Source organism: Anaerocolumna sp., assembly GCF_032079385.1.
In the GTDB taxonomy this organism is placed as follows: Bacteria; Bacillota; Clostridia; order Lachnospirales; family Lachnospiraceae; genus Anaerocolumna.
On the sequence record NZ_DAMAUC010000008.1, the window covers coordinates 41639 to 58151 of the forward strand.

16 protein-coding genes are annotated in these 16513 nt (G+C 37.5%); 7 read left to right on the plus strand and 9 right to left on the minus strand.

What is annotated here, in order from left to right:
- The first annotated feature begins 179 nt into the window (after positions 1-179).
- From RT261_RS08240 to RT261_RS08250, 3 genes are all read left to right on the plus strand, one after another.
- The gene (locus RT261_RS08240; RefSeq protein ID WP_313131645.1) at positions 180-1112 is read left to right on the plus strand and encodes a GNAT family N-acetyltransferase; all 933 of its coding nucleotides are present in this window, start codon (positions 180-182) and stop codon (positions 1110-1112) included.
- Between the two features lie 28 nt (positions 1113-1140).
- Positions 1141-1695, plus strand: a complete 555-nt coding sequence (locus RT261_RS08245; protein ID WP_313131647.1) for a GNAT family N-acetyltransferase — start codon at positions 1141-1143, stop codon at positions 1693-1695.
- Positions 1696-2054: 359 nt separating this feature from the next.
- Complete coding sequence (locus RT261_RS08250) at positions 2055-3005, plus strand: hypothetical protein (RefSeq protein ID WP_313131649.1); 951 nt, start codon at positions 2055-2057, stop codon at positions 3003-3005.
- A 306-nt stretch (positions 3006-3311) separates the two neighbouring features.
- On the opposite strand, the gene RT261_RS08255 is transcribed toward RT261_RS08250, so the two are convergent.
- The 8 genes from RT261_RS08255 to RT261_RS08285 form a co-directional block, all read right to left on the minus strand.
- A complete protein-coding gene (locus RT261_RS08255) occupies positions 3312-5792 on the minus strand; it encodes an ABC transporter permease (protein ID WP_313131651.1) in 2481 nt (826 codons plus the stop codon).
- Positions 5789-6463, minus strand: coding sequence for an ABC transporter ATP-binding protein (locus RT261_RS08260; protein WP_313131652.1), 675 nt, complete (start codon positions 6461-6463; stop codon positions 5789-5791). The genes RT261_RS08255 and RT261_RS08260 overlap by 4 nt, the downstream gene beginning before the upstream one ends.
- Positions 6464-6521: 58 nt before the next feature.
- Positions 6522-7871, minus strand: a complete 1350-nt coding sequence (locus RT261_RS08265) for a HAMP domain-containing sensor histidine kinase (protein ID WP_313131654.1) — start codon at positions 7869-7871, stop codon at positions 6522-6524.
- Positions 7859-8533: a response regulator transcription factor gene (locus tag RT261_RS08270; RefSeq protein WP_313131657.1), complete on the minus strand. Its 675-nt coding sequence runs from the start codon at positions 8531-8533 to the stop codon at positions 7859-7861. Before RT261_RS08270 ends, RT261_RS08265 begins: the two co-directional genes overlap by 13 nt.
- Positions 8534-9091: 558 nt before the next feature.
- Positions 9092-9643, minus strand: a complete 552-nt coding sequence (locus RT261_RS20925) for an MOFRL family protein (RefSeq protein WP_331665433.1) — start codon at positions 9641-9643, stop codon at positions 9092-9094.
- Positions 9612-10319: a glycerate kinase type-2 family protein gene (locus tag RT261_RS20930; protein WP_331665434.1), complete on the minus strand. Its 708-nt coding sequence runs from the start codon at positions 10317-10319 to the stop codon at positions 9612-9614. Before RT261_RS20930 ends, RT261_RS20925 begins: the two co-directional genes overlap by 32 nt.
- A 94-nt stretch (positions 10320-10413) precedes the next feature.
- The gene (locus tag RT261_RS08280) at positions 10414-11781 is read right to left on the minus strand and encodes a GntP family permease (RefSeq protein WP_313131658.1); all 1368 of its coding nucleotides are present in this window, start codon (positions 11779-11781) and stop codon (positions 10414-10416) included.
- Positions 11782-11987: 206 nt separating this feature from the next.
- Complete coding sequence (locus RT261_RS08285) at positions 11988-13145, minus strand: CdaR family transcriptional regulator (protein ID WP_313131661.1); 1158 nt, start codon at positions 13143-13145, stop codon at positions 11988-11990.
- 417 nt (positions 13146-13562) lie between these two features.
- On the opposite strand from RT261_RS08285, the gene RT261_RS08290 reads away from it, so the two are divergent.
- Together RT261_RS08290 and def are read left to right on the plus strand one after the other, a co-directional pair.
- Positions 13563-13817, plus strand: a complete 255-nt coding sequence (locus tag RT261_RS08290; protein ID WP_313131900.1) for a helix-turn-helix transcriptional regulator — start codon at positions 13563-13565, stop codon at positions 13815-13817.
- Entirely contained in the window at positions 13799-14239 is a 441-nt protein-coding gene (gene def / locus RT261_RS08295) for a peptide deformylase (protein WP_313131663.1), read from the plus strand. Before RT261_RS08290 ends, def begins: the two co-directional genes overlap by 19 nt.
- Before the next feature lie 275 nt (positions 14240-14514).
- On the opposite strand, the gene RT261_RS08300 is transcribed toward def, so the two are convergent.
- A complete protein-coding gene (locus RT261_RS08300; protein ID WP_313131666.1) occupies positions 14515-14970 on the minus strand; it encodes an AraC family transcriptional regulator in 456 nt (151 codons plus the stop codon).
- A 232-nt stretch (positions 14971-15202) separates the two neighbouring features.
- Here RT261_RS08300 and RT261_RS08305 point away from each other — a divergent pair, with 232 nt between their 5' ends.
- Together RT261_RS08305 and RT261_RS08310 are read left to right on the plus strand one after the other, a co-directional pair.
- Positions 15203-15571 (plus strand): TraX family protein, encoded by a 369-nt coding sequence (locus tag RT261_RS08305; RefSeq protein WP_313131668.1) that lies wholly within the window; start codon positions 15203-15205, stop codon positions 15569-15571.
- Between the two features lie 101 nt (positions 15572-15672).
- A complete protein-coding gene (locus tag RT261_RS08310) occupies positions 15673-16359 on the plus strand; it encodes a response regulator transcription factor (RefSeq protein ID WP_313131902.1) in 687 nt (228 codons plus the stop codon).
- Positions 16360-16513 lie beyond the last annotated feature (154 nt).

Below are 16513 nucleotides of genomic sequence, written 5' to 3' on the forward strand. Positions count from 1 at the left end.
GTGGGGGAAAATGGTTTTGGAAAAAGACATTTGATTTAGGGTTATACCGCGTATGCGTTATGATAAATATTTTATGAAAGGAATGGTTTTCATGGTGAAGAATATTATTAGTAAAATCCAGCGTGCAGGGAGGGTTCACGCAGAATAAACCCTCCTAATTTTATTATGGAGGTCACTGAATGAGTGAACAAATACGTATTAGAGAAGCAAAAAGAGAAGAGTATTGGATGAAGCAAGGAGAATATCTTTTAAGAGATGTTTTTCCCAACTGTACAATAGGAAGTCCGATTACGAAAGAAATGGAAGCATATTTCTTCTCAGACGAATATCGAAATCACATGAATGCTTTATGTGACAGGGACATTGATAATGCAAAAATGATTTTCTTCGAAAGGGAAGGCAAAAAAATAGGTTTTTGCTTTTATTGCACATACAGCAGCGAAGATGGGAAATGTTTTATCATTGATTTTTGTATTTATCCGGAGTATCGTAAGAAAGGTTATGGAAAAGCTTGCTTTAACCAGCTTCAAAAGGAAGAAACAGAGGCAAGGTACTATGAGCTGAATTTATCAAATGAATTAAATCAAAATTTCTGGAAGTCACTAGGATTCCAGTATAATGGATTTGATGAATATGGCAGTATATTATATGATTTGATTCTGGAAAATGATGAAGAAAAGATTTTCTGTGAAGAACTGAAAAAGGAGAATTACTGGCAGATTCGTAATCTTCAGAATGGTTATAAAGCAGAAATCGGAGAAGAATTCTTAAGTGAAGTACAACAGGAACAACTTATTCATGCCATAAAACAAGAAGAAATTCATTTCTTTGTTGCTAAGCGAAAAACAAGAGTTGTAGGAATATGCTCCGTCTCTATGACATTTTCCACATTTCAGTGCAAGTGCAGAGGCATATTTGAAGATTTTTTCATTGAACCTTTGTTTCGGAAGAAAGGTATATCAATGCTGCTTACGAGATATGTTTTTGAGTGGTGTAAGCAACAGGAAATATCTTCATTATGGGTTGGCTGTTCCGACAAGGATGTTAAAATGTATCAGTATCTGGGATTTAAAACCCCTCTTGGAAATCTTCTGACTTGGTCAGTGGATTAAGAATGTATGGGAAGAGAGGAGAAAACATATGCAGATACATAAAGAAAATTTAACAATAAGAAGTGCAACAGTAGAAGATGCAAAAGTATTAACGAATTGGTGGAACGATGGAACTATTATGGCACATGCGGGATTTCCAAAAGGTTTAAATCAAAGTATTGAGGAAACCATCGCTCAGATTAAAGAAAATGAAACAAGATTGTCTCAAAGATGCATAATTGAAGTAAATGGAATCAGGGCCGGAGAGATGAGTTATGGAATTGGTGGTGGATTTGCGGAAATCGGAATTAAAATATGTGAAGTTTCTTATCAAAATTGTGGGATAGGAACGAAACTACTGAATATGTTGATTGAATTTTTATTTACAGATGATGCTATCAATTCAAAGGTTAAAATTGAGAAAATCCTTCTGGATACAAATTTAAAGAATGAAAAAGCCCAGCATGTGTACGGAAAAATCGGGTTTACGAAAGTACGGGTAAATAAAGATGCCTGGGAAAATCAATTAGGAGAAATGCAATCCAGTGTTGATTATGAAATGACACGGAAACAATTTCAAAAGCTATTTTTAAATAGTAAATAATAAACATTAACTTAAATTGAAATACAACTGGAAAGCTATTTTAGTTTTTCGGTTGTATTTTTTATATATTTAGAGTTTAAATATCATTACAAGTTATGTAAACGAATCATTGATTTATACATTATAAACTAAACCCTGATAAACTAAACCCTGATTGTGTAACGGATAAGCAAACATATATAGTTATTATTGAGTGAGGTATTAGTAAGTAGTATAATAGGTAAATAATAGAAAGAGTGAATTACAGCTAAATGGGATGGTATTGGCTGTTTCATGAAAGTAAAAGTATGGTTTTCATCTTGCACAAAAATATTAGAGTAATGTAATGGATAAAAAATTTATTTAGGGGGACAAAAATCATGATGAAAATGAATTTGGAAACTTACATGGGTATAGAAAAATGGATTATGCAGAATGGAAGGCAGCTAGAAATATGTTTGTGGAAATACTTTTTTAAGGACGGTTCCCAGAATGATGTTCTTAATATACTTGCATTGTATCAGAACGAAGATGGTGGTTTCGGACAGGCCTTGGAACCAGATAACTGGAATCCCCATTCAACTCCCAGCACCACGCTTTTTGCCCTTAATATACTGAAAAGCATTGGATATTCTGATATAAGTAATGAAATTTATCAGGGAATAATAAAATACTTGTCATCCGGAAATAACATGACGGAATATGGATGGATGTTTAGTATACCTTCCAATGATGATTTTCCACATGCACCCTGGTGGGGGTATAACGAAGAAGCTAATATAATAGAAAGCGTTGGAATTACAGCAGAATTGTCTGCATTTATACTTAGATATGTAGATTCACAATCTGAAGTGTATCAGACTGCCATGACTTTTGCGAGAAAATTAATTGACAAGATGATGACTGAGGATAACCATGGTGATATGGGTGTTAGCGGATATATTGCATTGGTTGATACGATAGAAGAACTGAAATTAAAAGACTTTGATTATGATGGGATGGCAAAAAGGATTAGTGTACTTGTCACAAAAGGCATAGAACATGATGTGAGTAAATGGAAGTATTATGGTTATAGACCGTCTGATTATATACTGAGCCCCGAAAGTATATATTATGCTGCTAATAAGGATATGGTTGATGTTGAACTGGAATACCTTATTGAGACAAAACCTGAAAAAAATGTATGGCCTATTACCTGGACCTGGTTTGATAATACAGAAAAGTATTCAAAGGAATTTGCAGTCAGTGAGGTTCGATGGAAAGCAATAAAAGCAATTGAAAAAATGAGGTTTTTGAAAAAATTCGACCGGCTATGCCTGCTCAAGGAGTGACTATGGAAAATAATTTTACATTAATAGACATGGATACATGGGAAAGGGCAGATGGGCATCATATTAAATTATTATGAGCTTCAAAAGTTAATGAATAATTGGGAGGAATGGCTAGTATAATAACCGGAAATAGATAAGGAGGTTTTAAGTTTTGAATCGCCCTCTGTCAAGTAGACAGATAAAAAAGGAAATTATGCGGCAAGGGTCTGGCTCCTGTAATCAAGAGGAACCAGGCCCTTTAGCTTTAATTGAAGCCGCGTTATGATTTTGTGGTATAGCCAAATGAGAGGATTTCCATAAAATTAATTATTCAACGGCTTCTATTGACTCCACAATGTTCATCTTTGCAATCTTTTTCAGTGGAATACAGGTTGCAATCAAACATGCACCTATTGAGAATGCAGTTGCTTCTATTATGGATAAGATAGGAACGGTCACAAGCTGCACAGTATCTGTAGCTGCTGCGTTTACAAAGATGGTGCAGCCATATCCCGCCACACTGCCGATTAGGGCAGCAATAACACCATAATACGTTCCTTCCCATAAGAAGGTTTTATAAAGGCTTTCGGTGCTCATACCGATAGCTCGCTGGATACCGATTTCGTTCACCCGGGTATGGATATTGGTGTAGACCGTATTAATAATATTCAGGATACCAATTAATCCAATGAATAAAATAAGTCCCCATGCAAGCAGCCGGATTCTCTCGTAGCTCTCACGAAGCTGCTGGTCGGTGTTTTCGTAGGAAAGCCATGTACCGCCTGTTTGGTCGCAGGTTGACTGAATGACCTGTTCCACCGATTCCCGATTAGCATCCTCAGAAAGAGTAAGATAAATTTCCGTATAGTTACTTTGCCCTGTAAGTTGATCATACACTGTATCATAGACAAGGATCTGAACACCGTTTGTAAAGCCTTCATTTTCCAGTGTAAATGGATCATTAAGTTCTCCAGCAACCTTAAGAGATTTTCCATTTACGGAAATAGTTTCCCCGGCTTTGATTACCGTATTTATGATGGGGGTATCTCCGTAAGCCATTGCTATAGGGTTTTTGATTAAGCAGGCTCTGCCATCTTTCATTGACTGAAGCTCCTCTTGGGAAAGTTGCGGTATTTGTGATTGTATTCTTTGTTCATCTATTCCCACAATATGAAGAGTTTCCCCAGGCTGCAGGGAAATAGATGTTTCAATAGCCGGGATATTTCCGGCACTATCCGGTACATACAGGCTATACTTTAAGCTAGATACTGAGCTGATACCGGTAGCGGAACTCAGATTCGCCAGGATCTTGGGTGAGAAACCTGCTGTTTGGTTTGTGATAGAGTAATCACCCAGGTGCATTTGCCGAATGCCGGCAGAAGTGTCCAGGAGTCCGGAAAAACTCTGTAATGCCACGAAGACAGTAATGCTCATAACCAGGGATAGAATTGTAATGACCGTTCTGCCTCTGTTACGTTTCATGTTCATGCGGGCATAAAATGCTTCAAAACTGCGGATAGGGCCTGTTTTACGGTTTCTCCGCTTTATGTTACCCGGTTGTCCGGACATAGCGATAGTAGGAGACACTCTGGCGGCATAACGGGCAGCAGGCAAAGCGGCAATAAAAGCGAAGAATAGAGAGATGGTACCGCTTATCATAAGTGGAAATAATTTACCGCCTGTATTCTCAGCTATTAATGCTGTTACCTCACTTTGTGTACCTGCCAGAAAGATTTCAGGAGAAAATAAGCCGGCTGCTGCCGTAGTTATGCCCTTAGCTGACAAAATGCCAAGAAGTGCACCTAAAGGGATTCCAATGCCACATAGTATGGCAAGCTGTAAAGAAACAATTATGTATAGCTTACCGCCTTCTGCTCCCATTGCCCGCAGTGTTTCATATTCTTTCATCCGTTTGGTAACGGCGATTTTTAGAATATTATAGATTACAAGTCCTGCGGCCAATAGAACGAGAGAGCCAATTAACAGGCCTGTGACCAACAGAAAGGAAAAGCTGTCAGCAGTATTTGCGTCTTTTTCAGCCCTATAATTAATCCTTATTGCAGAAAGCAGTACATCGTTATATTGAACACAATAATCGGGTATGGAGTATATCTGTACTAAATTATCAATGGTTTTTTGAAAGTTTCGTTTTTCAGTGGTGCGGATATCTACGGAATAAAGCTGATATTTTTCCGGAAGCAATTCTTTAGCGGAGCCTGCCCCTACAATACTGCTTACAGTACCTGAGACATAGCCTACATAATTTGCCTTTAAAACCCCAGTCAATACAAAATCATACGAATATTCATAGGAGACATCAGCATCACGTATTAATGAAATGTGTACGGGAAGTGAGATAGTATCTCCCAGATTCCCTTTAAAATGAAGCAAAGACAAAACATCCTGTGGTAAGGCAATTTCTCCGGCATTTTCAGGCAAACGTCCCCTTTCAAGCTGGGAGATACTCTCATAAGCTGTAAGTGAGTCCCCTTCGTATTCCCGAAGCTGGAGGGAAATTGTACTGTCTGGAATATCGGAGGCTCCCATTGCAATTATTTTTCCTACATAAGAAAGGCGGCGGTCACTTGACAGCATATCCACCTGTTCATTGGTAAGTTGATGTAAAGTCGCGTAACGGTTACCATTCAGATAAGCTGCCTGTTGTCCACGCATAGCATCCAGAATGCCGATAGACTGTCCGATTACAGTGGTCATCATAGTGGAAAGAGTGATAGCAATTAAAATTAGAACAGAAGTTACTCTTTGTTTCCATAGTTCTTTCGGTGCAAGGGTACGGTAGGATTTCATTTTGCAGCCACCTCCCTAAGAATTCCGTCCACAATGACAAATTGACGTTCTGCCATTCCGGCAATATTGTTGTCGTGGGTGATGACTACAAGTGTTTTTCCCATTTTGATCCGAATATCTTTTAGTATCTCTACTACTTCACCGCCGCTTTTGCTGTCAAGATTTCCTGTGGGCTCGTCGGCAAAGATAATATCCGGTTGTGCAATCAAGGCTCGTGCAATGGCGACACGCTGTTGCTGTCCCCCTGATAATTCATGTGGTAAATGGGATAGTCTGCTGCTGATTCCAAGGAGATCAGTAAGCTGTTTCAAATACCTTTCATCCGGCTGCTTTTTGTCAAGGAGCAAGGGCATAATGATGTTTTCCTTTGCAGTAAGCACAGGCAGCAGATTGAATTGCTGAAAGATAAAACCAATGCGCTGTCGCCGAAAAGCAGAAAGCTCCCGGTCGGTGAAGCGGTAAATGTCCCTGCCGTCGTAGATAAGATTCCCGGAGGTTGGTTTATCAAGGCCGGATAAAAGGTGGAGCAGAGTACTTTTTCCACTGCCGGAAGGCCCCATAATAGAAATAAAGTCATTTGCAGCAATTTCCAGATTAGCTTTATCCAATGCAATAACCTGGTTATCTCCGCTGCCATAAATTTTTGAAAGTTCCTTTGCTTTAATATTCATAAAAAACACTCTCCTTTTTATTTTAAGAAGAGTGTAAATCAGAAATCTCAAAAATCTCTCAAGGTTCCATAATATAAAATGTAGCAATTATTTTTGCACCATCCGGTGTATTCTCTAATGTCAGGTTTCCACCGTGTTTTTCACACAACAGCCGGCAAATATAAAGTCCCATACCGAAATGCTTCTGTTGGGCGGTATCACCGTGGCGCAGGAAGGGAGTCGCCCCTTTCTGCAGAATAACAGGGGGAAAGCCAGGACCGTCATCGGAAACTTCCAGCAATATCCGGTCCTGTTCATAAGAAAAATCAACGGATACGATCTTTTTTGCATAACGGAGTCCGTTACTAATCAGGTTTTCTGCTGTATTTTGGAGGATGGACTGATCAATCCATAGTTGTTTGTTTTCGCCTTTCTGGCAGGAGAACTCAGGTGTTGGTTTGTTCTTGTCCTCTTTGCAGGAGAACTCAGGTGTTGGTTTGTCCTTGTCCTCTTTGCAGTAAAACTCAGTTAGCGGTTCGTCCTTGCCCTCTTTGCAAGAGAACTCAGGTGTTGGTTTGTCCTTGTCCTCTTTGCAGTAAAACTCAAGTATCGGTTTGTCCTTGCCCTCTTGACAGGAGAACTCAAGTTCTTTCCCTGTATCTGCACTTAATATGGATAAACTGTTTTTCAGATTATTACATAATATTGACCAATTAGCAGGCTGTGGATTACATTTTAATTCCTCTAATTTTTGTGCCCTTGTCATAGCCTCCACATAGGCTTCAATACGTTCAGTATATTGGGTAATCAATGCAATGGTATCTCTAGCGCTTTCAGCAGTTAAGGAGCCCTGATCAAATCCTTTTTGCAATATTTTAGCGGAACCTTTTAAAACAGTGACAGGATTTCGCAAATCGTGGGAAAAGGCAGCGTTCAACCGTTTCCGTTCCTCCATTTGCAGCCAAAGTTTCTGATTGTTTTTAAGCAGCTCTTTTCTCATGGTTTCAAAGGCAGTACAAAGTGTACCAAGTTCATCCTCTGCATATTTTGGGATTGTAAAGTCCAAATCTTGCCCCTGTATTCGTTCTGCACCTTTTTGAAGAACAGCCAACGGCTGTTTTAGTTTCATCCGGTAAAAGACCATGTCAGCCAGAAAGAGGGACAGGATAATAAAAAATATGGGCAGAACCACCTGCAATACATCCAGTGACTGAACAAGCCAGTCCTTCTTTAACGGGGTATAATGTGTCATTATATCAGCCCGTAGAGTGCCTAAATCCAAAGTGAATTGTTCAGGTGTAAAAAAATGATTACGTAAAATTATGCAGCCAATGATCGAAATAATGCTAAGAACAGCAGCGGCTGACAGGAATAGTATGGTGATAGTAAAAAAGGATTTTTTCAGGCTCATATTCTTTATCCGTTCCATTTATATCCCACCCCCCATACTGTTTCTATGTAGTTATGCTTTGACAGGACTGCAAATTTTCCGCGTATTTTGCGGATATGTTCCATAATCGTATCACTGCTGCCGTCACTTTCCAAGCCCCATACCACATCATAAATCCGTTCCCGGTCAAACACTTGTCCGGTGTTTATGGAAAGGAGCTCCACAATATCAAATTCTTTTTTGGAAAGTACAACAGGTAATTGATGAAGGGTAATTTCATGTTTAGAATAATCAATAGCCATTTCTCCGAAAAATCGCAGGACAGATTGTTCCTGTTTTCTGTTTTCCCGCCGAAGATGTGCGGATACTCTTGCTCCCAATTCATCAAGGTCAAATGGTTTTACAATATAGTCATCAGCGCCCACACCGAACCCTTTAATTTTATCCTTTGTTTCTATTCGGGCAGTCAGAAATAAAATAGGACATGACATATGTTCACGAATATGCTGGCATAGGGTAAGACCATCCATATCCGGCATATTTATGTCAAGCAAAATAATATCCGGCTGACAGGCCATCTTTTCCAGAGCTGCTTTTCCATCATATGCAGTACAGACCTGATATCCGGACATTTCAAAATAATTCTTCAACATGGTGACAATGCCCTTTTCATCGTCAACCAGCAGGATTTTATTATTCACGCAGGTTGGCCTCCTTTCATAAGGTTTCTTATATTTTATCAAATAAATCTCAAGATTTTCTCAAAAGATTATTTTGGGTATGATTAATTGAAGGTTCCAAATTACTGTACAGGGTTCATAAAAATAACAGAGGAAGTACCCAGTTTACAGTAAATATCTTAATCTAACATATATTAAAATATAGTAGAAATATATCAGGAAAGATATTCAGCTCTTAACTATAAGGATATTATATCTTCATATTCGTATAATGTTAAGTAAGTATTGAACTTTAAATTAAATGTAAGTATTGAACTTTGTATTAAATGATGGGAAAAGATAAGAACAAAATAGAGGTAAGATATTCAGAATAGATTTTAATAGAAATGATGGAATAAATGAAAGAATGGGTTTTAAAAAGCAGTTTTATCTGTTTCAAGTGACGTTTAATTTTTTCACGTATATATTTCTGTTCCCAAGGATTATATGCAAGACTATTTATTTGCCTTATTATAAAAAATAAGTGCTAATATAAAACTTATCTCTAAGTCTATATCAACACTTATAAAACCATTATATTTATCTTTTTATCAATAGAACAGACAAGTCATTTACATTAGTACCAGTGGGGCCGGTTTTAATAAGTCCATCACATGCCTGAAGTCCGTGATATGCATCGTTATTTTCAAGAACATTATAGATATTAATGCTTTTGCCTGCAAGGACATTTTGTGTATTGCTGTCTACATAACCGCCGGCAGCATCCGTTGGTCCGTCAGTTCCATCTGACCCAACAGAAAAAATCGCAACATCTTTTAAATCGGCGATACCTATAGCAGAGGCAAGAGCCAGTTCCTGATTTCTGCCTCCAAGTCCATTACCTTTTACATGTACCACAGTTTCACCGCCTGCTATAAAGGCAAGAGATTTCTTGGTATTACTATAGTACTTTGCAATGGAAGACAGGAAACTTCCCGCTTCCCGTGCTTCGCAGGAGAGACTGCTTGTAAGCACAATGGGTTCATAACCTAGTTCTATGCATTTTGTTTTGGCCGCTTCACAAAGTTGAGTGACACTGCCGGTAATTTTAGTGGTTACATTAGTAAGCTGATGGGGTGTTTCTATATCCATCAATTCTTCTATTTGGCAGTACTAATCCGTATTTGGCTATGATCTCACGCGCCTGATCGCATGTGGAGTTATCCGGATAAGCAGGTCCGGAAGCAATCATATCCAGAGGATCCCCAATAATATCCGATAAAACAATTGAAAACACATGTGCAGGTTCACATAACTTTGCAAACTTTCCGCCCTTTACAGTGGATAAACGTTTTCGAATCGTATTTATTTCTACAATATCAGCACCACTTGCAAGAAGTTGTTTTGTTAAATCCTCCAGCATTTCCAGAGGAATAAGAGGTTTTTCAAAGAGTGCTGATCCACCACCGGAGATAAGCAATAACACTGTGTCATTGGAAGAAAGTCCTGTTACAAGACGAATTGCCTGTTCGGTAGCTAAGATAGAATTTGCATCTGGAACCGGATGCCCTGCTTCATAGATCTGAACATGAGGCAATTCTCCTTTAGTGTGGTCATATTTAGTAATTACAACGCCATCATTAATCTGGTCAGTTAGTATGTTGCAGGCAGCTTCCGCCATAGTCCAGGCGGCTTTGCCAATTGCAACAAGCAGAAGTTTTCCGCCAGAAAAGTTTTCACCTTCCAATGCTTTATTAACTGCATTATCCGGAAGCGCTGCAGTAATTGCTGCGTCAATAATCAGCTGTGCATCATTTCTAAGATTCAAGTATACGGCTCCTTTCCTATGAAGCTTTTAAAGAAGGGGCTGCTGCAAAACGTTCCTTCTGCAACAGCTCCCTGTAAAAGTAAAGATGTATTTATTATCGTACTAAGAAATAGACAATATATACATTAATAATTGCAGAAATGCCTACCAGGAGGGTACCCAGTGTCTGAGTTTTATATCCGTCTTCTACATCCATTTCTCCAAAGTTGGTTACTACCCAGAAATAGCTGTCGTTTGCATGGGAAACAGTCATAGCTCCGGCACCGATTGCAATAACGGTTAAGGCAGCAAGTGTAGAGGTGCCAAGGCCTATAGTGTTAAGCATTGGAGCAATTATGCCTGCTGTTGTTGTCAGTGCTACAGTAGAAGAGCCTTGTGCTGTCTTTAATATTGCGGATAATAAAAATGGGAACAACAAACCAAGTGCGGATAATGCAGTGGAATTCTCCTTTATGAAATCAACCATGGAAGTAGAGGCAATTACATTACCAAGAACCCCACCTGCAGCGGTGATAAATAAAATAGGTCCGGTAACTTTCAATGTTTCATTGGTGATTTCATAAAACTCTTTTGTCTTCTGCTGGCTTGCCAACAGAATCAGTCCGAAAACAACACCAACTGCTATCGCAATAATTGGAGTTCCCAGGAATGTTATAATTGCTACGGACTTACCAGCCATTGTAAGGGCAGAAGATAGTCCCATAAGTATAATTGGAGCAATGATTGGTGCAAAGGAAAGAAATGCATTTGGAAGTTTGCCATAACTTGCAACAAGTTCTTCATAAGTCTGAACAACTTCGTTTCCACCTGCACCGGCTTCATCATGTGCTTTTACTTTCTTACCGATATTAATTGCAAAGAAATAACTTACAATAAGAGGTAATATGGAACAGATAGCACCAAAGCCCATAACAAGTAATAAATTAGTTTCCTGACCAAGACCCTCATATAATGTATTAGCAGCAGCAATGGGGCCAGGTGTAGGAGGAATAAAACAGTGAGCAATATACAGACCCATCGAAAGTGTCACGGTACATGCTACGGAAGACTTCATAGTACGTTTTACAAGAGCTTTACGAATAGGATTAAGAATTACAAATCCACTGTCACAAAATACCGGAATAGATACAATCCAACCCATAATAAGCATTGCAAGTTCCGGATTCTTCTTGCCTACCAAGCGTACAACACTGTCTGCCATCTTAAGAGCAGCTCCTGTCTTTTCTAATAAGGTACCAATCAATGCACCTAATATGATTACGATACCAATACTCTTAAAGGTATTACTAAATCCCGTACCGATGACTCCGGGAATTTCAGTAAGTGGGATTCCCGCAATCATGGCGAAAAGCAGAGAAATGGTCATAATCGAGATAAATGGATGAATCTTTAGCTTTGAAATTGCAACAATCATAAGAATAATAACAATTACAAAAGCAATAATTAATGGAACACCTGACATAACAAAATCCTCCTTCATTATTATTGGATAACCCAATGTAAACCACCAAAAGTACTATATGGTTATTCTACCCTATATATCGTGGAATAACAATATTACAGGGGACAATTATTATTGCACAACAATGTTATACATACCATAATAAAGTGATTAATAAAATAGTGATTAGATTTAAAACACCAATAGTTCTAAAAAGAGTTATTTGGTTATAAGTTCTGCATACTATCATAAATATCTCTATAAAAATAAATAGCAATATAAAATAATGAGGAATGGCGTATTGATCTGGGATCATAGCCTGTTCGTTCTGCTATGCGTTTTAGTTTATTCTGCAGGGTATTTTTATGAATAAATAAACGTTCGGATGCTTTATTAATAGAACCTTCTAAGTCATAAAAGGTTTCCAGCAATATCATGGAATGCCGAATCTCCTCATTTGAAAAACCTTTAAAGATTCGATGTATAAACTCCTGCTTTGACAGTTCACTGATTTCATCCGTAAAAACCTCCATATTCAGATCATCATAAAACCGAATATCACGTTTATGTGTCCGCATACAGGCCTTATTTGCTTTTTCTGCCCGAATTAAGGCAGTCTGTGCAAATTCAAAATTATCTACTTTACTATCAATTCCGATTGCCAGATATACAGGGAATTTTTCTTCTGCCTGTTTTTTTAGTTCCTTTGCTAAGGCTTCTGCACTTGCATCAGAGATTGCAGTAACTGCACATACAAGGGTGGAACCTGCCTTGTAATAAAGGTTCAATGGATCCAGATCCGATACACTTTTCTTCAAATATTTCTCAGCCTGTTCAATAACCTGCATAGTTTGCAGGTTCTGACTACTGTTAGGAATATAAAAGCTGCAGACCAAAATACGGCGGGGAATTGTAATATCAAGTCCCAGAGCCTTACCACGTTTTACAAAATCGGTAGTAATATTTTTAGCTTCTCCATTCAGCCATTCGGAAAGATAGCGGTTACATACATTTTCCTGAAGCTGTTTTTGCTCTACGGAGTAGGTATTCTCAAGGATAAGTTCAGTCATACGCTTAATGATCAGTGCACTGTTTACGATTTCTTCGTATTTGCCCGTAATCCCCAGAACTCCTATAATATAGCCCTGCAGCTTAAGAGGATAGTTAATTCCCTGTAAAGCTCCGTTAAATTCTCCGTCATAATGAACTGCAATCTCATCAATCTGATTTTCTATGATACGAAGAGCACCTTCGTGAAAGCTGCCTACCCGTAATGGGTCTGAGCTGGCAATAATAATACCTTTTTCATTCATAATATTAATTTTCAAGGGAATAACGGAATTTACTTCCCGAACAATATTTGATGCAATTTGCACGGATAACATTATAACTTTTCCTCCTTATTTTGAAATCCTATATAGATTCGCCGGATGATTAAGATTGAAGTAAGATAGTATTCCTATTATTACACTTCTTACGAGATAAGGTCAACAGGTTCTGTTTCTAAATCTGAAATTTTGATTATAATACCTGCCACATTTTTTTTAAAATAGCAAGATTGATTTTATATAGATAGTAATGTAATGCTGATTTACACATAAATACAAATATGCGAATGCGATGCTGACTTACTGCATAAATACATTTATACGAATACGATATTGACTTACACATAAATACATTTATCCATAATGTAATGTTGACTTAACACATAAATACATTTATACTAATTGTAATGTTTACCTTACATAGATTCATTTAAACTTCATGTAAGGTATATATCACAGAAAGGGTATGGGTAAATAAAAAATAGAATCAGAGAATTCCGGGAACGTATGGGATTGACCCAGGAACAATTAGGAGAGCTGGTGGGAACCTCAAGGCAAGCTATTTATGCAATAGAAACCGAGAAATTTGAACCTTCCATCTGGCTTGCCTATGATATATCGAATGTATTTGAATGTTCTATTGAAGAAATTTTTATATTTGAAGAAAGCACCCGTAAGTCAAGAGCTGAAAGCAGCAGGAGGGACAGTCAATGGCTATTAGACAATTAAGATATAATGATGATGCTATACTACGAAAAAAATGCAAAGAAGTCCAGGAAGTTGATGATAAAATACGGCAAATCCTTGATGACATGATGGATACGCTACACTATACAGAGAACGGAGCAGCTTTAGCAGCTAACCAGGTGGGAATATTAAAGCGGTTGGTAGTTATAGACTATTGTGGCTATTTTTTGAAGCTGATTAATCCTAAAATTGTAGGCTATAGCGGAGTTCAAGAGTGTATGGAAGGCTGTTTGAGTTTCCCGAACCGTTTTGTAAAAACCATTCGACCTCAAAAGGTAACCGTCCAGGCGCTAAATGAAAAAGGTGAAGAAATCCTGATTGTTGGAGAAGATGAAATGGCAAAATGCTTTTGTCATGAAATTGAACATTTAGACGGTAAAATTTTTTTGGATAAAGCAATTTAAGAAATGGGATTATTATAGCAGCTATTCTTATTTAAATGGTGAGACTTGGAGATTCCTTTTTTAATCTCATTAGGAAATTCCTTTTTCTGTGAACGGATTGCTAATATCTGCTTTACTATTTACATTTTTACTTACCGCACAGAACACATACTTTGCTAAAGCTAGATATTCTGTGCGGTGTTTCAATCACCATGTCTTATCTTTACAAATCAAAATAAATTATTTTAGGTGATTAGGCTGTTTCGTTATAAATTAATCTTCTATAAAACACAAACCTAATGAATTGGAACACAAATTTCACAATAATGATCTTTAAGCAATTTAGTCTGATATCTTTCTAATATAGGTCTTGTCTCATCCATTTGACAGCCTTGCCTGAATAATTCCGGGAAAATTGTGAGCCATGCTTCCTGAACTGCTTCAGCAGTATGCTCTATTTTAAAAACAGCATATTTTCCACCAGGTATACTGCCTTCACTAATATAATTCTCATTAATACAATAATCTTCAGTAATAACCAAACATGTGTCATAACGACAATTTTGGGGCGCTGCCAATTCAGGATTATCATGCGCAATTCCCAGTATAATAGATTGTTCGTCAAGTAAGTGGTCAGACTTGGCCCATGTTTTTAATTTTTCCATTGTTCGTACATTATTCTGACCATAAGGGCCAATTTGCCTTATATATGCAATTCTGCAGTAGGGGATTTGTTCTATTTCTATATTCAATATTTATTTTCCTTTCCTTTTTAGTACATCGATGTCTGAAATCATCCTATAATGATTTAAAATATATAGCAAGTTATTTTTTAAAATTTTTCCAATTTCTTTTTAATATTATTAAGAATTGCAGGGCTATGATTGCAGTCCTTTGTGTGGTAGAATTAATTTATATGTTTGCTGTTATGAAATTAAGTGACAGGAATTTGCTGGAACTGATGGACAACCGGAGCGGAGATAAATGCTGGGATTAATATTCCTGGCAATTGCAATTATACCGCTGAGTTTATTTACAGAAGGTGGTATAAATTTAATACCATTTATATTAATAACTTATTTCTTTAAAGAAAATACCCCAAAAAGGACTATAGGATACTCACTATTGTCTGTATTACTGTTTTTAACATCCTATGCACAATATGATACTTTAAAGATGACAATAGAAATGCTAATGTATAATTCGGATTTCCTGCTCATAACTGTGATTCCATTTATAATGTTATATAATGGAGAAAGGGGACCGAATAACAAGTTTAATAAGTACTTATTTTATGTGTTTTATCCAATCCATTTATGGACTTTAGCGATAATTCAATTCATATTAAAATAAAAATGCGAAATCTATTATTATATTTTATTTTTTATTACTTTCATTAAAAAGTAACCTAGACAACCTTGGACTGTGGGAAGACATAGAAGGAGGGGATTTCTCTGAAAAAGATAGTCATTGTAGAAGATGATACATTTATGAGGGAGGAATTAGCGTCCATTTTAAGAAAAGAAAAATATGATATTTACTGTATTACCTGCTTTCTCCATACAACAGATGATATTCTCAAGGAATCTCCCGATCTGGTTTTGCTGGATATAAATCTGCCGGGGATAACCGGCTTTGAAATCTGCAAAAGAATCAGACAGAAAAGTTCGGTTCCCTTATTGGTTCTTACAAGTAGGGATCAATTAAGAGATGAACTTCATGCCCTGAATTTAGGGGCAGATGAATACCTGACAAAACCCTGCCATAAAGACAGGTTATTGGCCAGAGTTTCTAATTTATTGCGCAGGTATGAGGGGCGGGATCACTTTATTGAAATACCGGGAATCAGGCTGGACCGATTAACCTATACCATGTATGCAGGTGACCAGTCTGTGGTGCTTCCAGAAAATCAGGGAAAAATTATGGAACTTCTATTGTCTCATTCCGGTGAAGTGGTTACAAAAGAGATGCTTTTCCAGACTTTATGGGGAACTACCGAATATATCGATGAAAATGCCCTTCAGGTAAATATGACCAGGCTTAAGAAGACTCTTGGCAATCTGTATCTGAATCAGAGGATTGTTACAATTAGAGGTGAAGGTTACCGTCTAATGTCAAGTGAGGGAATGAATGATGATTAAAAGCGATAGGAGAGACCTTAAAAATAAAGATAGAAGTTAGTGAAGAGTATAAAGAGGGATTCGATATGCTCTTTCAGTTTCCCAGTGTAAACATTACAGAAAATTGTTAAAATTGAACGGAACATGAAAGTTAAATGGAAAAAGCTTTTTGTCC

Bases quoted from the DNA above. Each gene is read 5' to 3' on its own strand.
- RT261_RS08245 (WP_313131647.1), top strand. From the start codon at position 1,141: ATGCAGATACATAAAGAAAATTTAACAATAAGAAGTGCAACAGTAGAA.
- RT261_RS08255 (WP_313131651.1), bottom strand. From the start codon at position 5,792: ATGAAATCCTACCGTACCCTTGCACCGAAAGAACTATGGAAACAAAGA.
- RT261_RS08250 (WP_313131649.1), top strand. From the start codon at position 2,055: ATGATGAAAATGAATTTGGAAACTTACATGGGTATAGAAAAATGGATT.
- RT261_RS08280 (WP_313131658.1), bottom strand. From the start codon at position 11,781: ATGTCAGGTGTTCCATTAATTATTGCTTTTGTAATTGTTATTATTCTT.
- RT261_RS20925 (WP_331665433.1), bottom strand. From the start codon at position 9,643: ATGGATATAGAAACACCCCATCAGCTTACTAATGTAACCACTAAAATT.
- def (WP_313131663.1), top strand. From the start codon at position 13,799: ATGGCTATTAGACAATTAAGATATAATGATGATGCTATACTACGAAAA.
- RT261_RS08265 (WP_313131654.1), bottom strand. From the start codon at position 7,871: ATGGAACGGATAAAGAATATGAGCCTGAAAAAATCCTTTTTTACTATC.
- RT261_RS08260 (WP_313131652.1), bottom strand. From the start codon at position 6,463: ATGAATATTAAAGCAAAGGAACTTTCAAAAATTTATGGCAGCGGAGAT.
- RT261_RS08240 (WP_313131645.1), top strand. From the start codon at position 180: ATGAGTGAACAAATACGTATTAGAGAAGCAAAAAGAGAAGAGTATTGG.
- RT261_RS08305 (WP_313131668.1), top strand. From the start codon at position 15,203: ATGCTGGGATTAATATTCCTGGCAATTGCAATTATACCGCTGAGTTTA.
- RT261_RS08285 (WP_313131661.1), bottom strand. From the start codon at position 13,145: ATGTTATCCGTGCAAATTGCATCAAATATTGTTCGGGAAGTAAATTCC.